This window comes from Microcoleus sp. D3_18a_C4, assembly GCF_036702415.1.
In the GTDB taxonomy this organism is placed as follows: domain Bacteria; phylum Cyanobacteriota; class Cyanobacteriia; order Cyanobacteriales; family Microcoleaceae; genus Microcoleus.
Map to the genome: position 1 here is coordinate 1 of NZ_JAUBTI010000037.1, position 19,776 is coordinate 19,776.

Annotated in this window: 10 protein-coding genes; 4 read left to right on the plus strand and 6 right to left on the minus strand. The window is 45.7% G+C overall.

What is annotated here, in order from left to right; genetic code table 11:
- Positions 1 to 18: 18 nt before the first annotated feature.
- The 3 genes from QUB16_RS17535 to QUB16_RS17545 form a co-directional block, all read right to left on the minus strand.
- Entirely contained in the window at positions 19 to 3,678 is a 3,660-nt protein-coding gene (locus QUB16_RS17535) for a S8 family serine peptidase (protein WP_333317957.1), read from the minus strand.
- Positions 3,679 to 3,955: 277 nt separating this feature from the next.
- A complete protein-coding gene (locus QUB16_RS17540) occupies positions 3,956 to 4,237 on the minus strand; it encodes a hypothetical protein (protein ID WP_333055242.1) in 282 nt (93 codons plus the stop codon).
- A 107-nt stretch (positions 4,238 to 4,344) separates the two neighbouring features.
- Positions 4,345 to 5,073 (minus strand): hypothetical protein, encoded by a 729-nt coding sequence (locus tag QUB16_RS17545; RefSeq protein WP_333317959.1) that lies wholly within the window; start codon positions 5,071 to 5,073, stop codon positions 4,345 to 4,347.
- 293 nt (positions 5,074 to 5,366) lie between these two features.
- Between QUB16_RS17545 and QUB16_RS17550 the strand changes: the two genes are divergently transcribed.
- From QUB16_RS17550 to QUB16_RS17560, 3 genes are all read left to right on the plus strand, one after another.
- Positions 5,367 to 6,284, plus strand: a complete 918-nt coding sequence (locus QUB16_RS17550) for a tetratricopeptide repeat protein (RefSeq protein ID WP_333317961.1) — start codon at positions 5,367 to 5,369, stop codon at positions 6,282 to 6,284.
- Positions 6,285 to 6,823: 539 nt separating this feature from the next.
- Positions 6,824 to 7,786: a DUF1822 family protein gene (locus QUB16_RS17555; RefSeq protein ID WP_333317963.1), complete on the plus strand. Its 963-nt coding sequence runs from the start codon at positions 6,824 to 6,826 to the stop codon at positions 7,784 to 7,786.
- A 27-nt stretch (positions 7,787 to 7,813) separates the two neighbouring features.
- Entirely contained in the window at positions 7,814 to 10,102 is a 2,289-nt protein-coding gene (locus tag QUB16_RS17560) for a WD40 domain-containing protein (RefSeq protein WP_333317965.1), read from the plus strand.
- A gap of 69 nt (positions 10,103 to 10,171) precedes the next feature.
- Here QUB16_RS17560 and QUB16_RS17565 read toward each other — a convergent pair whose 3' ends face one another.
- Entirely contained in the window at positions 10,172 to 11,056 is an 885-nt protein-coding gene (locus QUB16_RS17565) for a 4-hydroxybenzoate solanesyltransferase (protein ID WP_333317967.1), read from the minus strand.
- Between the two features lie 210 nt (positions 11,057 to 11,266).
- On the opposite strand from QUB16_RS17565, the gene QUB16_RS17570 reads away from it, so the two are divergent.
- Positions 11,267 to 12,883, plus strand: coding sequence for a Ppx/GppA phosphatase family protein (locus QUB16_RS17570; protein ID WP_333317969.1), 1,617 nt, complete (start codon positions 11,267 to 11,269; stop codon positions 12,881 to 12,883).
- Positions 12,884 to 13,270: 387 nt separating this feature from the next.
- On the opposite strand, the gene QUB16_RS17575 is transcribed toward QUB16_RS17570, so the two are convergent.
- Together QUB16_RS17575 and QUB16_RS17580 are read right to left on the minus strand one after the other, a co-directional pair.
- A complete protein-coding gene (locus QUB16_RS17575; RefSeq protein WP_333317971.1) occupies positions 13,271 to 17,992 on the minus strand; it encodes a choice-of-anchor Y domain-containing protein in 4,722 nt (1,573 codons plus the stop codon).
- A gap of 312 nt (positions 17,993 to 18,304) precedes the next feature.
- On the minus strand, positions 18,305 to 19,776 hold a 1,472-nt coding region (locus QUB16_RS17580; protein ID WP_333317972.1), incomplete at its 5' end, for a calcium-binding protein.

A 19,776-nucleotide genomic window follows, 5' to 3' on the forward strand; every position in this document is an offset into this window, starting at 1 on the left:
TTTTAGTAGGCATTGACTTTATCGGAAAATTATCATAGTATACCATACAATATGCGTTTTAGATGCTGAACAGCTTACAACATCTTCTATCTTGACTTTAAGCTGAGTCCGAATCTGCTCAAACTTGGTCTGGAAGTCTTTGTGGTTTCTTGCTTCTTTAGAAAGTTCATCGTCAGGACCAAGGATGATTTCTGCATCACCATTCTTACCATCAGTAAAAGTTCTGTAGTATGGTATGGTTGTGAAAATATTGCCACCTTTTGCTATTGTGCCACCCTCAAGGGCATAAATAAGCTGACCCGTTTGATAGGTTACATCAGGAGATTCCCAATTAAAGCCCAAATTGAAACTCTTGCCACGACCAACGTTCCAGTCATCACCACTACGGTACTCACCGTACCGAGTAGCAATAGAAAGGTAGTCAACTTTAGTATGTACAGGTTGTAAGAGAGGATTAGTTGGTTGGGATTGGTTGGGATTGGTTGGGATTGGTTGGGTTGGGTTGGGTTTGATTGGATTAGGATTACTTGGATTTATGCCTAAATTGGGATTGCCTGGATTGGGTTGGGCTAGGTTAGTACCTGAACTATTAGATGCTAAACCGCTACCTTCTTTGTAAGCGATCGCCTTACTGCCATTCCAGTAAATGTGACCGTTTTCAAAGTATTGGATGATATTTCCATCTCCCAATCCCTTTTCTTCACTCGTTGGAGCACCTAACCAGCCTTCCAATCCACCTGTATTCCTGTATGTTTGACGGATGCCTCCGTAAAGCGGGAATGTTCCATTTGCACTGCTGACGATCGACCCATTCTCAAATAGCTGATAGCTCACGCCATTATAGTCGGTGACATCTGAAATGGGATTCCCCAGCGTTCCTTGATAATTCTGGAAAACTGGATAGAAATTGCCACCAATGGTGTGTCCGTTGAGAGAAATTGAATTAGACGGTGGCAGTGGATCGGGATTTTGAATTGGATCGGGATTTTGAATTGGATCGGGATTTTGAATTGGATCGGGATTTTGAATTGGATCGGGGTTCTGAATTGGATCGGGATTTTGAATTGGATCGGGGTTCTGAATTGGTGCTGATACCTCCTTGGGAATCTCAATTGTATCCCCAGCCTGAATCTCACTGGCATTGGGAATGCCGTTATGTTGAGCAATCCAGTTGTAAGCATTAGCAGAAGCATCGCCCATTGTGTCGAGTGCAATTTGACTTAGGGTATCTCCAAACTGAAGAGTGCGAGACTCCCACTCATAGTATTTGCCATTAAACTCATCGGCCGTCGCCCTTTCTAATGGCGTCACCAACCCTTCTTTACCCCAAGTTGTCGGATTCGAGAAAGGTGTCGGAATATAAAGTTGTGGCGCTGTTTCCTTCGCCATTGCTACAGCTTTATTGAAATTCACCACCCCAAAACCTGTTTCTTCATCCCATCCGGGCTCCTTCAAATCGATCGCACTTCCGGTCAAAATATCAATCACTTGGGTAGCATTCAAATCGGGATTACTCTCCCAAACCTTAGACGCCATCCCCGCCGCCTTAGCCGCGGATGCCGAAGTTCCCGCCATCGTGCCTAAATCATCGCCAACAGTCGATAAAGTCGGATTTTCGATCGCACCTCCGGGCACTAAAATATCCAAACCATAGCCGTAGCTGGAATAATCCGATCGCCCAAAGCCATCAGATGAACCAACCGTCAGAATATTCTCAAACTCCTGGGAAGATTGACCCAAAACAGACATCACGTCGCCGTCATTCCCAGCCGCAACAACTAAAAGCACTCCATTCTGACGCGCATTCTCTAATGCAGCACGTTCTCGGTTCGTAAATTCATAACGAGTAGTAATGCTTCCGTCAGCATTTTTCTGAGTTAAATCGAGGGGAAGAAGTGCGATCGCATTCTTCTTCTTCTTTTGTGCTGTCGCTTCACCCACAAAATCAGTTAAAGCTAAATCCCATTCCCCAGAACCAATTGCCCGACTTAAATAAACATTTGCCTTATCGTTGTAGCCATCAATGCCTTTGTCGTTGCCTTGAATCGCACTAACTAAACCCCAGCTAAATGTGCCGTGTTCGTTACCAGTGCCAGCAGTAAACAAAGGATTGCTGTCTTTGTCAATGCGATCGCGCCCCAATGTCACTTTAGAGTAATCCAAATCGGGATTGTTCGTCGCAAATCCAGTGTCGATGATACCGATAAAGGCGCGATTTTCTGGCGGCAAACTAATCGGTAATACGGTTTCAATCGGCGGTTCCGGGTCGATCGGCTGCGACATATCATCGATCGGCTCAAGTCCAACTAGAGGCGGTTCCGGGGCGATCGTAGGCGGTTGCACCGGTGGTGTTGGAGGGGTCGGCAGCGTTGCAACAGGTGGCGTTGTCGCAACAGGCGGCGTTGCCACAGGCAGCGTTTCCACAGGCGGCGTTGTCTCAATCGGTGGCGCGACAGCCACAGGTGGTTTTGTCTCCACAGGTGGCGTTGTCTCAATCGGTGGCGTTTCCACAGGAGGCGCTACAGCAAACGGCGGTTTTGGATCAATCGGTGGCGTTTCCACAGGAGGCGTGACAGCTACCGGCGGTTTTGGATCAATCGGTGGCGTTTCCACAGGAGGCGCGACAGCAACCGGGGGTTTTGGATCAATCGGTGGCGTTTCCACAGGAGGCGCGACAGCAACCGGCTGCTTTGATTTGACATAATCGATCAATTTCTTGCCGCCATCGAGTTTAGTCCAATCCTTACTTGGATCGATCACTTTGTCGATCGACACTGCTTTGCCCGTCGCGCCTGTTAAATTGAAAACCAAATCGTTATAATCTTTATCTGAACCCTGATCGACGCGCTGATCTTCCATTGCAAATGCCTTGCCATTGCCAGTGACATCTGCTACTTGACCGTACAACCAAGCATCATCTGGATTAGTGCTAGATAATGACAACAGCGGGCGTTTGTCACCGCCGGCACCGGGATTCTTAAACACATCTTGCACTGTACCATTTGGCACCAGCATCACGGCAAAAGCTTCTCCCGGTTTCATCGGAAATGTTTTCGCGCCGCTGTACTGCCCTTCGTTATAATTTCCCTCTCCTAAACGGCCGTTAAATAGCGGATTTGCACCTTCTGTGGGGTCAGAAATTACTACGTGACCCAAGGTAGAATTGGTCAAGGATCGTCTTGCTGCTTCTTTGATAAATTCCTGAGAACCAGGAGTAAATTTCTCCATTCCCAGCACGCTGAAAATGGCAACTTCACCTTTATAATTGCCGCCGTCGTGCAGCCAGTCAAAGCCAACTTGTCCCGTTGAATCTGTAGCGAAAAAGCCGGAGTCAACCCCTAAACCTGTCAGCGGGTCAACTTTGCCATCTGGGGTTAAACTAACTTGATAATTTGTATCGCCCGAAGGTGCAGAAATTTTGAGTGCATAATTGGTTGCGCCCAAATTATCGATGCTAAAAGTTCCCGAATTTGTGCCGTTTGTTTCGATGTCTTTGACGACTTTTCCCTGACTGTCGAGGAGTTGCATCCCGACAATGGAACTAAATCCTTCAGCCGTAACTCGAAAGCTGCCTGTATTAAGCCGATTAAAACGATAGGTGTCTGTGGGGTCAGTTTTACCTGCGAAGTCGATGGAGAAATAGTTGTCGTTCAGATTGCCGATCGATATATTAGACATGATGCACCTTGATTAATTCGATAACTGTGGGCTGATATTGATCTATCTGAAGTGCGTCGGAGTTTTTATGCGTTTTGTAATATAACTTCACAAAGAGTGTGGGGTTAACTCGCTGAACTTCCATCGCTACTTATTTATCTGGAGTAAGTTTTAGTTTTTATGCAAAGTTTCAGTCTTTGTAGCATAACTTTACACAAACTACCGGGAATCGAGGTTTTACATCCACCTCACACTCAGGGAGATGGATATAATTGCGATTGGCTGATGCCTGTTCTCCCTATTGTGGTAAAATCTGATGGTGAGAAGACCTTTGCGGAATTTGGTATTTTCTCATGCCTCCGGGGTCGCCTGCTGCTTGATTAAGAACTAACAAAAAAAACACCGCGAATAAAATTGTCTCCCAACCAAAAGGTGCCGGCTTCGGTTCTTCTTTGGGTTGATCTGTAACCGACTCGACGTTGACTTTGATGTCGAGTTTGCCCTCAATGACTTTGCCTTTGAAAAGTCCATCGCTGGCAACACCCTTAAATCGCATTGGATTAGTTTGTTCTGCTGACATTGTGGTTATCCTTGTGTTGGTAGATTATGAAAAAACCAAATTCAATGAAGGGCGAGATCCTTTCTAAATCTGGCGTATAAATGGCGCCAGATTCAGACAATCAGCAATCAGCCAGACATAAAATCAGAATTTTTTTGAGCAATGTGTCGGCCAATTCGTTGCAGTTTGGACAATCCCGTCCTTTTCCAAAAAGAGTAAATAGTCTGTGTCTTGATATTTAACTGTCGGGCGATGACTGCCATTTTTTCGGGCGACTGCTGCAAAAACAATCTTTGAACAAGAATTTGACAGTTGCAGTCGGGACGGTTTCGAGGATAACAATTCCGAAGTTCGTATTCTGGATCTCGATAGATGTATTTTACGATCGCCCGTGCTACAGCTTGTTTTTCTTGTCTCTCAATCCGTTCGATTTCCACCTCCAAACCATCTAAACAGTCATTGTAAAATCGACTACGTTCTAAAGCGTCTAAATCTAAGGGAAGTATGTTTGGATTTTTGGCAGCATATAAATCGTGAATTCGATACTTGAGATAACGGTTAATCCAAGTCATGATACTGTCTTGAATGGGAGAACTGCGGGGATGAAACTTGTGAAGGTTCTTGTCTAACCATTCCCAAGTTTTATTAACGGCTTCATAATAATAGGGATGAGAACTTTTTGACAATTTTGGCAAGCGTTGCAGTTCCCGCAATAACCGATCCATCAATTTTCGACGCTGGGGATTATCCCGTGATAGCAAGCAGATATTTAAAATTAGCTGACATAACAGCTCGTCTTTAGAACTGCGATCGGAATATTGTTCCAGTCTCAACCTCAATTTATCTATGCCATCCATAATCACTCTTTTAGTAAATGTAGATGTAACACTGTGAAAACTTTGGGCTAAGTTGGTAGAGATGAAAAACGATTGAACTAACTCGAACGCTTGTAGGTAAAATTGGGACAGTTAACCTACACCTAGTTTTGTACAGTTGGTTACTTCTACATATTTTCCAGGATTCGCCTAATCAAAACAATGCTAAAATTCACACACAAAGTTCACAACTTTTATAAAAAAATCACAAAAATCACAAAAATCACAAAAAATCTTTTATAATCACTAAAAAAATAGATGAATTGGGGAAAGCAATGGAACCTGAAGAAATGTTGAGCCTGTTGGATAAGTGGGTTTTGGAAAAGAAAGGCAAGTCGCTGGATTTTGTAGAAAAAGAAATTATTCGTCTAAGCTGGCTGGATGTGGATTATGCAGATATGAACATTTCTAACTACAGCCCTAATTATGTCGAGAGAAGGCTGGCCCAGGGTTTATGGGCTTTAGTATCCGAGGTGATTGGAGAAGGGAAAAAAATTACTAAAAAAAAATTCAAGCTGGCGATGGAAGAAGCAATCAAGAAGCGATCGCGCCCGGAAGCACCAGCAAGAGAAATGACTTTGTTTGATGCGGCGAAGGATGCTAACAATCGAGGGTTTAACTTAAAACAAGCTGGCGACTTAATTGAAGCTCGAAAACAATTCGATCTAGCTATTAAAATCAACCCAGATAATGCAGTGACTTACTACAATCAAGCATTGATGTATGAAGAAGCGGGAAAAGTCGATCGGGCGATGGAACTGTATCAGGATGCAGCATTCCTAGGCTTGGCTGCTGCTTACTGCAAGTTGGGCCGTTTGTATATCATTGAATATAAAGATTTGCGGAAATCAGTTGAAAAAATTGGGCTAGGTTTAAAGCTGGTGAAAACCGAGAAAGTTGAGAATAACAAAATAGTCAAAGCAGGGTTGTTAACCTACCTTGCTTGGGCTTGGAAGGAACAAGGATGCTATGAAGAAGCTTTGGACAAGCTGCAAGAGGCTGTTAAATTACAGAGCGATCGGGGTTTAACTTATGGCATCATGGCCCAAGTGCAAGAAAATCTGGGGAATGATGCAGAAGTTGTGAAAGCTTGGAAACACTGTTTGGAATATGCTAACTCCGATGAGCCAGATGAAGATGTTTACATTGGTAAGGCTCGTCAGCGTCTGAAGCAATTAGGTGGCTCTAATTAAATGTAAAATGATCTCGCGCGGTGAGATACCCGACTGCTTTAAGAAGTCGGGTATCGGGGAATTCTGTTTTTTAGGTGGATTTACTTAAGTGCGATCGCACTTATTTGAGATTTAGCCTTAATCAAGGACAGGGGTATTCATTGCCATGTCGATCGATACAAATTCGGGGTATCATGTTAGTTGTGGCTGACCCAAGGGCGATTCGAGCGATTGAAGCACCTGAAACTGCGGCTAGTACCAAAGTTATGTTGCCGATCGCGATCGAGCAGATGAGGAGGGGTGAAATCAAGACTTTGCAATTCATACTCTTGTCTCCAAGTCAATTTTTTGAACCAAGGACAACTGAGTTAGGCCTAACTGCTGTCTACAATCACAATGTACTGAAACAAAAGAGTGACAACCAGATTGATTCAGTGCAGATAACAGTGCCGTTCTGCATCGAGCTGCATTTTTGTATATATCTGCATTTATCTGCATTTATCTGCATTTATATGGGTCGTTAAACTTCAAGAAAATACAACGCTAAAATTATTGTAATAATGACTCAAAAACGCAAGAAACTTCGTGGATTACTAGCCACTGATAACGGCTCCAAAATCATTGAGGATCAAAGGTTTAAGAAAGGATACTCTTACGAAAAATTAGCAGAAATTGCGGCTGTAAATGTTGACCAAGTTAAAAGACTCAGTAATCCCCATTGGGGCTATCCGGTTCAGCGAGATGCTATTGAAAAGATTGCTAAAGCCTTAGATTTGCATCCTAGAGATATCGTGAATCCTAATGAATGGTATCCACTGCTAACTGGGCAAGAAGTTCGAGTCGGTGCAAAGATGTGGATCGATCCTGTGGTTTTCGAGACAGTGCCACCAGATATCATTCTTGAAATCTCCAGAATCCTAGAAAGAATTCCCGGCAATATTTCGATTCAAATAAATCAAATACAAGAGGGTAGTTTGATTGTATATTTTGAGACAGATCCCACAGGATTTGAGGAAATTCAAACTAGATTTAGGACAGGAGAGTTAACCCAATTACTTAATATGAAAGTTAAGGATGTAAGACTAGATTATGTAATAGTACCGCCAGTGAATTTAAATATATGGTTCCAAAATAACTTTGTTGAGGCGCTTCAGGAAGGATGGTTGACAACTGCTGATATATTGGGTATTAGAAGGCTTCAAGAAGCTTTTAGGTCAAATACCGTTCAACGAGTTAAACAAATTCAAATGGGCGATCGTACCCTCGCTTTAACTCTGGATTTAGAGAAACAAGAAGATCAAACCATTAGCCTATTTCTGGGGATATATCCGCTTCAAGAGCAAACCTATTTACCAGAAGACCTCAAGCTTACTGTTTTTTTTGAATCCGGCGAACCTGTCGAACTCCTAGTTAATGAAGACAGAGATGGATTTAAACAAGAAATCTCATTCTCACCAGGAGAAGAGTTCAGCGTTCAAGTGACTTCAGGCGATGACAGCCTTACCGAATATTTTGAATTTTAACTAATTGAGAAGGTCAAAAAAACACCTATGGCCAAACGAATTTTCTTAAAAATCAACAGGGGAAGTTTTGAGGAAGGGTTTGATGTCACTCTGCAAATTGCCAAAGAAGGTCAGCCTTTTTTTACTGGAATGGATTTTCAGCTTCCACCAAGTCCCGACAATATTTCTAACATTTATCAGGATTTGAAAAAGAATTATTCATATTTGCGTCAGTGTTTGACTTTTCGTAATTCAGAAAGACTCAAACAGCGGATTACTCCGAATGATACTGCCACAGCCCGAGAAAAATGTCGCTTATCTTATCAAAAATTGACAAAAAGTGTCAATTTTTGGTTAAATCAATACGACTGTGTTGAATTTAGAAAACTTAACGATCGGCTCCTGCAAGAATTAGGAGAAAGTCAAGGAAAACAAGAAGAAGTTAGGTTTTTTATTCAAGCAAAAGATGATTTGCTCAACAAAATTCCTTGGCACGAATGGAGTATATTTACTTCTAGTAAAGCTAAAGTAGAAATTGCCTTGAGTCCGCCCAATTTTGACCGAGTTGAAAAACTCACCCGAGTTGGCGACAAGACTAAGCTGAGAATCCTAGTAATTTTGGGCGATAGTGAAGGACTGAATCTAGAGGAAGAACGTGCTACCTTAGAAGAAGGTTTTTCAGATGCAGAGGTCAGATTTCTCCCAGAACCGACGCGGGAAGTTGTTAGCGATCGCATTGGATACGAAAACTGGGATATTCTGTTTTTTGCGGGACATAGTTCCAGTGATGATAACAAAGGACGAATTTATACTAGAACAACTGAGCCTAAAGAATATTTAACAATAGATCATTTAAAGCCAGGGTTAAAAGATGCGATCGAACGCGGGTTAAAATTAGCGATTTTCAATTCCTGTGACGGGTTGCAACTTGCTTATGATTTGGCAGAGTTAAATATTCCGCAATTAATTGTCATGCGAGAACCCGTACCCGATCGGGTTGCACAACGGTTTTTAAAGCACTTTTTAAAAGCTTTTTCTAATAACCGAGAATCTTTATACCAAGCTGTTCTGAAAGCACGAACCATGTTGAGGACAGAAGGGTTAGAAGATGAGTTTCCTGGTGCAGCTTGGATGCCAATTATTTGTCAAAATCCCGCTGAACCTTCTCTCGTTTGGTCACCACCCACGAGTTGGGAAGATAAAAAGATTGAAAATTTAGGTATAATTCGCAAAAAACTTTTACTGGCAAAATCACAAAGAGAGATAAAAGAAATTTTATTTGATGTAGACTTTTTTCTCGAAAAGTATCCGAAAGATCCCAAAGGACGGAGCTTGAAAGCGGAAATAGAGCAAGCTTTAGAACATGAAAATACTCAAACTAATTTCCCCAAAAAAACTTGGAAAACCGAACATACTCTCACAGAGCATTCAGACATTATTAAATCACTCGCCATTCACCCAGACGGTCAAATTTTCGCTAGTTGCAGTCTCGATCAAACTATTAAAGTGTGGAACTTGACAACAGGAGAACTCCTAGAAAATCTCACCGAACATTCTGGAGGCGTGACTTGCGTTACTTTCAGCAGCGACGGAAAAACTCTTGCCAGCAGCAGCGCCAATCCCGACGGTACTATTAAATTGTGGGATACTCAAACCTGGCAACTAAAACGCACTCTCAAAGGCGATGACTGGGTGGTTCTTTCTGTATGGTCGATCGCCCTAACTCCTAATGGCAAAACTTTAGTCAGCGGACACCACGCTGACAGTACCGTGAAAGTTTGGAACCTCGAAACCGGGGAATTGCGACACACTCTCAGAGGTCATGTTTGGGCAGTTCACGACGTTGCGATCGCTCCCGACGGCAATATAATTGCTAGTGGAAGTTTCGACAGTAATATCAAGCTTTGGAATCTTAACACAGGCAGAGAAATCCGCAACTTAAACGGCCCTGGTGACGGCCCTATTGGTTGGCCTCGTTCTTTCTTTAGCGACAACATTGTTTATAGTGTCACCTTCAGTCCCGATGGACAAACTCTCGCCAGTGGCGGTGTCAAGCAACCGATTAAACTGTGGCGTTTAAGCAGTGGAGAACTCAAAAGTAACTTGACAGGACATACGGATGATGTTCACGCTGTTGCCTTTAGTCCTGATGGGAAATATCTCGCTAGCGGTAGTGCCGATCGCACTATTAGAATTTGGGATTTATTTACCGGAGAAGCAATGCACACTCTAGGACATTCAGACACTGTTTATTGCCTTGCCTTTAGTCCTGACGGAGAAACTCTCATCAGTGGTAGCCGAGACAGAACTATTAAGATTTGGCGTTTTTCCACCTGACAATAATTACTAATATTGCTTTTTGAACAGGCAAGATGCCTGTTCCACAATAATTATTGGAGATATCTATTAAAAAATATCCCCAACGATCATTCCCGCCAATATGACAAATCCCACCCAAACATTTTGGCGAAAAATTTGACCGTAAACAGGCTTAGGAATATCCGCATTCCGCAGTTGACTGTACTGCAAAAACCACAGAACCGCCGCCCAAAAAATTGCAATCCAAAAGCCAATATGCAAGTGCAAATTCATCCCCATTGCTGCCAATAAACCGACAGTACCAACAAAGAAAAACCCCACAGCATTAGCGGCATTATCTCCGAAAAATATCGCGCTGGAATTCACCCCCAAACGCAAATCATCTTCCCGATCGCTCATCGCATAAACTGTATCAAATCCCATCGTCCAAAACACGACTGCACCCCACAGCAGCCAAGTCGCTAATTCTAATTCGTCAACGGCGGCGCTCCAACTAATTAAAACAGCAAATCCCCAGGCAATTGATAACACTAATTGCGGCACTGGAAAGAATCTTTTTGCCAGCGGATAGCAGATAATTACTGGTACGGCGGCGACACACAGCCAGAAGCTTAAAGGATTGAGATACAAAGCGAGAATGGCCGCGCAAGCAAAGGAAATTAATGCAACTCCTATTCCCGTTTGCACGGTGAGGGCGCGGGATGCTAGGGGGCGCGATCGCGTCCTTTCTACTTCGGGATCAATATCGCGATCCCATAAGTCGTTGATGACGCATCCCGCCGCACTCGTGGCTAGGGTACCCAACACAATCACGCCCACCAATGCTGCGGGCGGCCTCCCCTCTGCTGCTAAAAAGACGGCCCAGAGGGCTGGAATCATTAAAATGAGCCTTCCTGCTGGTTTGTCCCATCTCAAAAGCCTCACGACGGTTAGCAATGTGGATTCGGGTTGGCGATCGGGCTCTTTAAGCATTTCAATTCTAGATTTGATATTTTTAACTCTAGATTTTATCAAATTTTAGGCACAATCACTTACTATCTCTGCTGGCGAGCATACTTCTATCGGAATTTAAAATAGGTGAAAGTCTTGCCCAGTCAGCAGTTCCCGATTTTTGCTAATTTAATAGAATCCCTAACTGGATTCGTGAAATAATCATAAATATCTGTCAACCCCGATACTCCAATGGTTAATTCACTTGCTTCTGCGGAGTCAAATCGCATTATTGCTGCTATTGATATGGGTACTAACTCATTTCACATGGTGGTGGCGCGCATCGATCCGAAATTGCCCGCGTTTACGATTATTGCTAGAGAAAAAGATACGGTTCGGTTGGGCGATTGTGAGGTTAAGACAGGGTGCTTGAAGTCCGAGGTTATGGAAAGGGCGATCGCCACTCTGCGCCGTTTTCAAGATATTGCTAAAACTTTCAATGCGGAACAAATTATCGCTGTGGCTACGAGTGCGGTTCGGGAAGCTCCTAACGGGCGGGATTTTCTCAAACAAGTTGCTGACGAATTAGACCTGGATGTGAGTTTAATTTCCGGTCAAGAAGAAGCGCGGAGAATTTATCTCGGTGTTCTTTCGGGTATGGAATTTAACAATCAGTCGCAGGTAATTATTGATATTGGAGGCGGTTCTACGGAGTTGATTTTAGGAGACAGTTCTGAGCCTCGCTGTCTCACGAGTACAAAAATTGGTGCTGTTCGCTTAACAGGACAATTTGTCAAAACTGACCCGATTAGCAGGGAGGAGTTTGCTTATTTGCAAGCTTATATTCGGATTTCGCTGGAAAGACCGATCGACGAATTGCGCTCTCAATTCAATGCTGGCGAACCTTTGCGCTTGATTGGCACTGCTGGAACCATCGAAACTCTGGCTGCAATTAACGCTCGCGAAAAGTTTGGAACAGTGCCGAATCCCCTAGCCGGATATCAGTTAAGTTTAAAAGATTTGCGCGATTTAGTCAATCGCTTTCGCAAACTTTCTTATGCCGAAAGGTTGGCAATTCCGGGAATGTCGGACAAGCGGGCGGAAATTATTCTCGCAGGATCTATGATTTTGCAGGAAGCTATGACACTATTAGGAATTGAATCGCTGACTGTGTGCGATCACTCTCTGAGAGAAGGCGTAATTGTTGACTGGATGCTGGCGCACGGTTTAATTGAGAACCGCTTGCGCTATCAAGGTTCAATCCGCCAGCGCAGCATTCTGCACATGGCTGAGAAATATCAAGTCAATTTAGAACAAAGCGAAAGAACCGCAGCATTTGCGCTCAATTTCTTCGACCAAACTCAAGGAATTCTACACTATTGGGGAACCGAAGAACGCGAGTTGCTGTGGGCTGCCGCGATTCTGCACAACTGCGGTTTGTACGTCAGTCATTCAGCGCACCACAAGCATTCTTACTATTTAATTCGCAACGGTGAGTTATTGGGATACACTGAAACTGAGATTGAAGTAATTGCGAACTTAGCTCGCTATCACCGGAAAAATCCTCCCAAAAAAAAGCACGATAATTTTGTAATTCTTCCGAAAAAATACCGGGAACTCGTCAGTAAATTGCATCCTTTTCTGCGATTGGCTGTGGCTTTGGACAGGCGGCAGATTGGCGCAATTTCTGATTTTAAATGCGAACACCGCCCGGAAGTTCGAGAGTTTCATTTGCGGCTGCAGCCGCTCAATCCCGAAGACAATTGCGCTCTGGAACTCTGGAGTTTGGATTATAAAAAGCCATCTTTTGAAGATGAGTACAATCTAAAATTAGTGGCAAATTTGGAACCTACTCTGGTTCCGGTTTAAATACAAAGCCGAGGCTGGAAACGAGAAACTGTAGGGTGTGCAGTCCGCACCCTACAGTTTCAACTTAACCCCAAGTCTAGTACCAATATTGTGTTTTACTCCACAGTTCTCCCGATCGCCCTAGCCTGCATTCTGAAGGCAGGGTAGATTAATTTTAGAGAGGATAAATCAAGGCGATATGACTATTTGCTGAGGCTATACGAAAGATTTAAGTAGTGTCTCATATCATGTCCGGTCGAGCGAGATCGATTTTTGTAGGTGCTCCTCTCACCAACAATACCTGCCAATAATTGACAATCTCACAAACCCGCCCCCACCGGGATATTATGGTTAATCGATCGGACATGATATTAGCGATCGTTCTGATACAACTGGATTCCATATTATCTACAAACCAGGTAGCCCAATTACTGTAAAATCCTGTTGAGTGATGAGATTAGCTGACACGCCTTTTAGGCTAGCTAAGATTTGATCTGTGTTGGCAATTTTGATAAAAGTTGTAGTGTTTTCTTCAACTATGCTGAGTCGATCGACCGTTAACCCTCCCGTCAAAATTAATAAATCTTCACCTTGCGTAAAATCAGCGATGACATCGCGGCCTTCTCCCGCAGTCAAGAAAAAGTAATCGCGCCCGCTTCCCCCTTGCAGCGTATCGTTTCCGAAGTCTCCCCTCAACCAGTCGTCGCCAATTCCCCCAATCAAAGTATCATCACCCTCACCCGCGTACAGAGTATCGCTACCGTCACCGCCGCACAATTGATCGGCATCTTGATGACCAAAAATTAAATCATTGCCGCCACCGCCGCACAAATAATCTTTTTGACTGCTAGCATCCGTCGCGATATTGTCAATATCTCCGAAAATCGTATCCTCGCCATCGCCGCCGCAGATGGTGTCATTTCCCAACTCTCCAAACAGCAAATCATTGCCAAAATCCCCGCAAATTATATCGTTATTTTTGCCACCATGTAAGGTATCATTGTCCTTGCCGCCGCTTAGAGTATCTTCGCTTTCTTGCCCGTACAAAACGTCGTTGCCGTTATTGCCAAAAAGCAAATCTTTTCCTGTCAAGCCACCGTCAGGCGCATCAGAAGTGCCGCCAAATAAACTGTCATTACCTTCATCACCAAGCAGGCTATCGTTGCCTTTGTCGCCCCAAACTACGTCATTATCTTTGCCTGCGATCGCCACATCTGGATCTTTACCCGCATAAATAATGTCATTCCCAGCGTGGCCGACGAGATAGTCGTTATTTTCGTTGCCAAATATGGTGTCGCTGTCTGCATCCGCGCCAACAGTAACTGGGCTAGCAAGGCCACCGTAAATATTGTCGTTGCCTGGAAAGCCAATTACCAAGTCGCTGCCGTTAAAACCGTTGATGCTGTCATTAATATGGCTGCCGATTAGGGAATCGCTGCTGTCTGTAGCGTTGAGGATATTTTCAGGGATATTGGGGTCGGGAATGGAAGTGCGATCGGGTAAAGTGATTCGATCGCGCATACAGTCTTCCGAAGCCACAGGAATTAGCGCAGGTGTGGGGGTTTCGGTTGGTGGAGATGTGGTTGGGGCGATCGAATTCTGATGGGCGATCGGCGTTTCCGCCGGTTTAGCCGTCGCAATTGGAGTTTCTCCAGATGTCGGAATTGGCGTTTCCGCAGGAATTGGCGTCGGAGTCGGTGTCGGAATTGGAGTTTCCGCAGGAATTGGCGTCGGAGTCGGTGTCGGAATTGGAGTTTCCGCAGGAATTGGCGTCGGAATTGGCGTCGGTGTCGGAATTGGAGTTTCCGCAGGCGTCGGAGTCGGCGTCGGAATTGGCGTCGGTGTCGGAGTCGGAATTGGCGTCGGTGTCGGAATTGGAGTTTCCGTAGGTGTGGGAATTGGAGTTTCCGTAGGTGTGGGAATTGGAGTTTCCGTAGGTGTCGGAGTCGGAGTTGGAGTTTCCGCAGGCGTCGGAGTCGGTGTGGGAATTCGAGTTTCCGCAGGCGTCGGAGTCGGAATTGGCGTCGGTGTCGGAATTGGAGTTTCCGCAGCCGTCGGAGTTGGAGTTTCCGCAGGCGTCGGAGTCGGAATTGGCGTCGGAGTTGGAGTTTCCGCAGGAATTGGCGTCGGAATTGGCGTCGGAGTTTCCGCAGGAATTGGCGTCGGAATTGGTGTCGGCGTCGGAGTTGGAGTTTCCGCAGGAATTGGCGTCGGAATTGGTGTCGGCGTCGGAGTTGGAGTTTCCGCAGGAATTGGTGTCGGCGTCGGAATTGGAGTTTCCGCAGGTGTCGGAGTCGGCGTCGGAGTTGGAGTTTCCGCAGGAATTGGCGTCGGAATTGGCGTCGGTGTCGGAGTTGGAGTTTCCGCAGGAATTGGTGTCGGTGTGGGAGTTGGAGTTTCCGCAGGAATTGGTGTCGGTGTCGGAGTTGGAATTTCCGCAGGAATTGGCGTCGGAATTGGCGTCGGTGTGGGAATTGGAGTTTCCGCAGGTGTCGGAGTCGGAGTTTCCGCAGGTGTCGGAGTCGGAGTCGGAATTGGCGTCGGTGTGGGAATTGGAGTTTCCGCAGGCGTCGGAGTCGGAGTTGGCGTCGGAATTGGCGTCGGAGTTTCCGCAGGCGTCGGAGTTTCCGCAGGCGTCGGAGTTTCCGCAGGCGTCGGAGTTTCCGCAGGCGTCGGAGTCGGAGTTGGCGTTTCTGCAGGTGTCGGCGTCGGAGTCGGAGTTGTATCTACAATAGTCAAAACAGCACTAGAAATTGCTCCTAAATCTGCTCCGTTAGTGGGATTGTTCAGAGTTAAATTAACAGTTTCATCCTCTTCTATCCCTGAATCATCAACAAGGGGAATCGTGAAAGTTTGAGCAGTTTCGCCAATCCCAAAATTTAATGTTCCCGATGTCTGGTTATAGTCACTACCAGCATTAGCAGTGCCATTACTTGTAGTGTAACTGACAGCAGCAGCCACATTAGCATCAGTGCGAGTAACGGTAATTGTGGCAAATTGACCGTTTTCATTAACGCTGTAGTTGGCGTTGCTGAAATTAAATGTGCCTGGATTGGTGAGGTTGATAATGAACGATTGGGTGTCAGAAGTATCGAGTCCTTCGTTATCTCTACCGCCATTATCTATCAGGTTTAGAGTGATATTAGCACTGCCGATCGCCCCCGGCACCGGTGTAAAGGTTAGCGTCCCCACCGAGTCGATCGCAGGTTGTACACTAAACAAAGCAGCATTATCATTCCCTAGCACTTGAAAAGCCACAGTTTGTCCCGATTCGTTGGCAGGGCCTGGAGAAATCGCAGTCGCCCATCCGGGGATGGTTTGTGGCCCCGAATTGCTGCTGAGAGTGCGATCGACTCCTTTGACAAACGAAGGTGGATCGTTGACTGGATTAACTGCGATCGAACTTGTTAAACTATTAGTGCTAAACGGCGTTGTTCCACCAGTAACTGAAGCATTGACGCCCGCACTACCGTTACCCACTCCGTTACTTCCATCCCACGCCCGAAAAGTAATTGTTGGTTCGCTTCCAGGTGTACTGTAATAGTCTGGGTTGGGTACAAAGCGGACTCTCGCAGGCGTTTGCAGGGAAACCCGCGTCAGGTTGATGTTAGCTTGCGCCGAGTTAGTACCGTCACCGAGGAATAGAAAATTAGGAGTTTCGTAAGGATCGATCTGGTCGCTAAATCCTGAATAATCGCGCAGCGGGCCGGTTAGTATGATAGCGCTGCCATCGGAAAGAAAGTAATTGTCACCTTGAACTCTGAGAGTGTAGTTAGTAGCAATATTGGTGTTATAACCAACATTCTCGGCTGCAACAAATAAGCCGTTGGTTTGTCCGCTTGGGTTGGGAGTAATGCCGTCGCCTTGTGCAAAGATATTGCCCGAAGTTGCAGATAGGCGCTGGAAACCGATTTCAATGGCTTTGCGATCGCTAGTAACGGCAACAATGCTAAAACCCGCCCGATTTTGATTAGTGCGGGATTCCGAGATAATTTGAAGATTAAAAGACAAGCTAAAGCCTGTAGTGCGATCGAGGGGGGGAAATGACGGATTTAAAGAATTATTTGTATAGCCAGCATAGATGCTATTGGCCGCAGTGCTGTTTAAATTAACTCCATTACCGCTAAAAAATTCTGAAGCTGTAGCGGTAGGAGAAGCAAGATTTGAGTTAGTCAAAGACAGCCAATTTTGAGAACTGGGAGTGTTACCAAGTAAGCCATTATAAAGAGGAGTCGGGCCGAGCAATGTTGCTGAAGTTTCCGACACTGCACCGAAATTTGTCCAAGTATTGCCATCTGTTGAAAATTGCCAGTTACCGTTACTATTGTCTGCAGCGGTGACTGCGACACCCAAAGGATCGCCATTAGCGTCACTTCCTAACTCGCTAGTGATGTTAAAAATACTAAAGCCTGTGTTAGCGGGGCTGGGTATATCTTCATTTATTGCGCTCAGAGTAGTAACATTAGGAGTTGCCAAAGTCGGAGCGATGTTAACCGGTCGGTTGCGGAGACTGTTAATATAAATAGTGTTAATTCCGCCGTTGGGCAAACCCAAGGAACCTGGATTATTTACAGCATAATTAGCAGTTTGGTTCACGCCACCACTAGCGCTTAAAAACTCGACAATACCCCCGTTGTTTGGTGCTGGAATTTGCACCTTAGCTGCACTCCCAAAGGCTCCGTGTGTCCCCGATGTCCTCCAGGCGATCGAATCTACTGTATCGGTAGTTGTAGTGCTAGCATTATCAACATAAACAACATCTGAAGCCGCGAAATTCCAATCAAAATTTCCGGCTGGGAGCAGCTTTGTCAAAAATCCACCTTGGGGACTCAATCGAATGTTCCAATCGTTGTTTGTTCCCGACGGTATGGGGTTGTAGACAATCTCTTGATTAGCAGCCGAACCGCCGATCGTAAGTATTGTTCCTGCTTTAAACACAGGAGCAATACTTGTCATATTAGTAAATCGATAAGCTGAATATTTAGCTGCTGTTGGCTCAGTTGAGTCGCCTACAAAATAGCTCTGAAGCTGAGTTGCACTTACATCTTCTGTGAGCAGTAACTCTACATACTCGTTGCCTGTAATGTTTCCAGTAGCGCGGCGGAATTCGTTAATAATTATCTGTCCCATCTAGATGCACCTAAATTTGAGATGATTATGTATTAGCTGCCAACTACTATCAATTTTTTTACATTTAATTTTTACTTACGTAAATACACTGACAGTAGTTTCTCCGTACAGTGGCTTGTTTAAGTCATTTTTGTTACTAAAATAATACCGGGAGTGCTGAGCAGTGTCAAGGAAAAGCTTGGATTATTGTCGATCGCACTCCCGGACCCAAAAAGTGATTTGATACACTACTCATAGCGGCAAGCTACGCGCTGTGCACCCTACATAATTAACTAAGGTGCGTACTCCGCACCTTAGTTAATTAATTTGTGCTTACCCGAAGATGGTAAAATCATTCACACCGATCGCACTAGCTTGCACTCCATTCAAAGCAGCCAACAGTTGACCGTTCTCACCAATCCTGATGAAAGCTGCATTAGCATTTTGGGTAATACTAAGTTGAGCAAAAGTTACACCGCCCCCTAACACCAGCAAATCTTCACCTTTTGTGAAATCAGTAATTAGATCGCTGCCTTCACCTGCTGTTAAAACAAAGCGATCGCGCCCAATTCCACCGCTGATAATATCATTGCCCAAACCCCCAATCAGACAATCGTCGCCTTTACCGCCATAGAGAGTATCGTTACCCTCCTCGCCGCATAGCTTGTCACTACCGCCGTTGCCAAACATCAAATCATTGCCAGCACCACCGCACAGGGAATCAGGCTCGCCGTTAAAGTCGATCGCACTGTCTCCTAAAATAGTATCTTCCCCATCGCCGCCACAAATGCTATCACTGCCGCGATCGCCCAACAGCCGATCGTTGCCAGTACCCCCCACCACAACGTCATTGCCCTTGCCGCCGTAAACAGTATCGTTGCCCTCTTCGCCGCTTAGAGTATCCGCAGCATCTCCCCCATTCAAGAAGTCGTTGCCCGCACCGCCAAACAGCAAATCGCGTCCAGTCGAGTCAAGGCTAAACGGGTCAAAACTGCCTCCAAACAAGCAGTCATTACCCTGAGCCCCAACCAGAGTGTCATTGCCCTTCTCGCCCCCAATCAAGTCATCGTCTTTGCCGCCGATCGCCACATCATCGCCCTTACCCCCGAAAATGCGATCGTTGCCGGCATTGCCCTTGAGGTAGTCATTGCCATTGCCGCCAAACAGCAAGTCTTTGTCTGCATTCGGGCCAAGGGGGATATTGCTGGGCAGTGCCCCGTAAATATTGTCGTTGCCTTTTTCGCCCAGCAGAACGTCGTCGCCGTTGAAACCGCTGATAACGTCGTTGAGATTGCTGCCGATGAGGAAGTCGTCGCCGTCAGTGCCATTGAAAGTGCGATCGACAGAATTCGGGCCCGGAATCGAACCGATCGCGGGTAGGGTAATCTGTTCGCAAATGCAATCGGTATCGCCCCCTTGAACGCTGTCAGAGTCAACAGGAATTCCGGTGGGAGTCGGAGTTCCGGTGGGAGTCGGAGTTCCGGTTGGGGTTGGAGTTCCGGTTGGAGTCGGAGTTTCCGTGGGAGTTGGAGTTCCGGTTGGGGTTGGAGTTCCGGTTGGAGTTGGAGTTTCCGTGGGAGTCGGAGTTTCCGTGGGAGTCGGAGTTCCGGTTGGGGTTGGAGTTCCTGTTGGAGTCGGAGTTCCGGTTGGAGTTGGAGTTCCTGTTGGAGTCGGAGTTCCGGTTGGGGTTGGAGTTTCCGTGGGAGTCGGAGTTCCGGTTGGGGTTGGAGTTTCCGTGGGAGTCGGAGTTCCCGTGGGAGTCGGAGTTCCCGTGGGAGTCGGAGTTGGAGTTCCGGTTGGAGTCG